General features: G+C 73.2%; 2 protein-coding genes. Both read right to left on the bottom strand.

What is annotated here, in order from left to right:
- Window positions 1-1,143: UvrD-helicase domain-containing protein (locus AB0C29_RS43440; protein ID WP_360833510.1), on the bottom strand; the 1,143-nt coding region annotated here is incomplete at its 3' end.
- 58 nt (window positions 1,144-1,201) lie between these two features.
- The gene (locus tag AB0C29_RS43435) at window positions 1,202-2,221 is read right to left on the bottom strand and encodes a LacI family DNA-binding transcriptional regulator (protein WP_360833508.1); all 1,020 of its coding nucleotides are present in this window, start codon (window positions 2,219-2,221) and stop codon (window positions 1,202-1,204) included.
- Window positions 2,222-2,464: the final 243 nt, after the last annotated feature.

The raw sequence follows: 2,464 nt of genomic DNA, 5'->3' as shown, positions 1-2,464 counted from the left end.
ATCGTGCGGGTCACCCGGGCCGCGATCTGCGGCTCCGACCTGCACCTCTATCACGGGATGATGCCCGACACCCGGGTCGGCATGACCTTCGGGCAAGCGATGACGCGACGCACCCCGCATGCGCCGGGAGACCCGGGCCGTCGCCGCCAGCACCGGCGGCTCGGCCCGGTAACTCGTGTGCAGCGTGATGACCTCGGCCAACGCCCCCGAGGCTGTGCGGAAGCGCTGCGGGAAGGAGCTCACCGCCTCCGGGTCGGCGCCGCGGAAGCCGTACACCGACGAGTCCGGGTCGCCGAATGCCACCAGTGGGGTGCCGCCGCCCGCGACCAGGGACAGCAGCTCTATCTGGGCCGGGTCGGTATCGGCCAGCTCGTCCACGTACACGTACGCCAGGCGGCGGCGTTCCGCGACCAGCAGCTGCGGGTCGTCGGCCAGCAGGCCGGATGCCGCCCGGACCAGCTCGGCCGGGTCGTAGGCCGTCGAGCCGCGGGTGGTCGCGTCGCGCAGGGCCAGCACCGCGACGTACTCGCGGATGAACCGGGCTGCTGCCGGCCAGTCGTCGCGGCCGAGGCGTTCACCCAGGCGGGCGAGCTCGATCGGGCCGACGCCGCGCTCGGCCGCGCGTTGCATCAGGTCGCGGAGCTGCTGGGCGAAGGCGCGGGTGGGCAGCGCCGGGCGTAGCGCGTCGGGCCAGCGGACCGTGTCCTCGGCGTCCGCCTCGCCGACCACGGCGAGCAGCTCGCGGATGATCAGGTCCTGCTCGGGGCCGGTGAGCAGGCGGGGTGACGGCTCTCCACGGTCAGCTGCGGCGCGGCGGAGCAGACCGAAGGCGTACGCGTGGAATGTGCGTACCAGTGGCTCGTGATAGGTCGGGCCCGCGATGCGGGCCTCGATCCGGTCCCGGAGCGCGCCCGCGCCGCGGCGGCCGAAGGTCAGCACCAGGATGCGTTCCGGGTCCACGCCCTCAGCGATGCGGGCCGCGACCGCCTCGACCAGCACCGTTGTCTTGCCCGTGCCGGGGCCGCCGACCACCAGCAGCGGGCCGTCGGTGTGGCCGACGACATACCGCTGCAGCGGGTCGTCGCGCAGCGTGTCCGCCGGGGTGGCGGCCCGGCGGACGAGCCGGTACGCCGGCCGGCGCACCGCCGCGGGGGTCGAGGTCACGGCACCAATGAGACCACGCGGGTACGACGGAATCCCCTCAGGGCTGACCCATCGACGCCCGGAACCGGACCGGCATCGGCACCCGGCGCACTTCGGGCTCGTCCCGGCCCGCCGCGTCCAGCAGTGTCTCCACCGCCTGCCAGCCCAGCTGGTAGTGCGGCAGCGAGATGCTGGTCAGCTGCGGGCGCAGCCAGGCGGCCAGGTCCGAGTCGTCGAAGGAGAGCACCGAGACGTCGCCGGGGATGCTCAGGCCGGCCTCCCGCAGCGCCTGGTACGCACCCAGCGCCACCCGGTCGTTGAGGCAGATCAGCACCTTCGGCCGCGGTCCCTGGGCCAGCGCCGCGCTGACCGCCTCGTACGCCGAGTCCGGCCACCATTCGCAGTCGATGTTCCCGGCCAGCTTGATGCCGGCCGCGCCGAAGCCCTCGCGGATCCCGGCCAGGCGCTCGCGGGCGGCGAAGACGTGATGGGCCAGGTTGCCGACCAGGTGGATGCCCTCGCGGTGACCCGCCTCGATGACCACCTTGGCCGCACTCCAACCGGCCCCGACCTCGTCCGGGATGATCGAGTGGTGCGCCGGTTTCGCGGCCCGGGTCAGGCAGTTGAGCAGCACCACCGGCCGGCCCTTGAGCAGCTTGGGCACGCGCACGTAGCGGGTGAACATGCTCGCGTACACGAAGGCGTCGACCTGCCGGTCCAGGAAGTCGGAGATCAGCTTCTCCTCGATCATGGACTCGCCCTCGGTCTCGCCGATGAACAGCAGGTGCCCGTGGGCGACGGCGGCGGCGAGGGCGCCGTGGATGGCCCGGCCGGCGTACGGGTCGGAGGCGAGCGTGTCGGAGACCAGCGCGATGGTCTTGGTGACCTTGGTGCGCAGGCTGCGGGCCATCAGGTTGGGCCGGTAGTCCAGCTCCTGGGCCGCCCGCAGCACGCGTTGCCGGGCGTCCTCGGAGATGCGCATGTCCACGTGGCGTCCGGCGAGGACGAACGACGCCGTGCTGCGGGACACGCCGGCCCGTTGTGCGACCTGCAGCAGGGTCGCCCGTTGCGGCGGCATGACCGAAGTCTTCCACGCGCCGGCCAACTGACGGCCGCCGATGCGCGCCTTTGGCGAAATCGGTCCCTTGACGGGCGGCGGACGGAGGAGCAACGTCACGCTAAACCCATCTAGCAGCTGGTTCCGCCCGGAGCCCCCTGCCGGACCGGCAGCCCGTGTCGCACCGGTCCGGCAGGGCCGGGACACCGGGTCTGCCTCGGCAGCATCGAAGTCGCCGCGCGGTCCCCGGGGCGATGCGCGGAC

This window comes from Actinoplanes sp. NPDC048791, assembly GCF_040650095.1.
Classification (GTDB): Bacteria; Actinomycetota; Actinomycetes; order Mycobacteriales; family Micromonosporaceae; genus Actinoplanes.
This window is presented reverse-complemented; position numbering and strand designations above follow the sequence as displayed.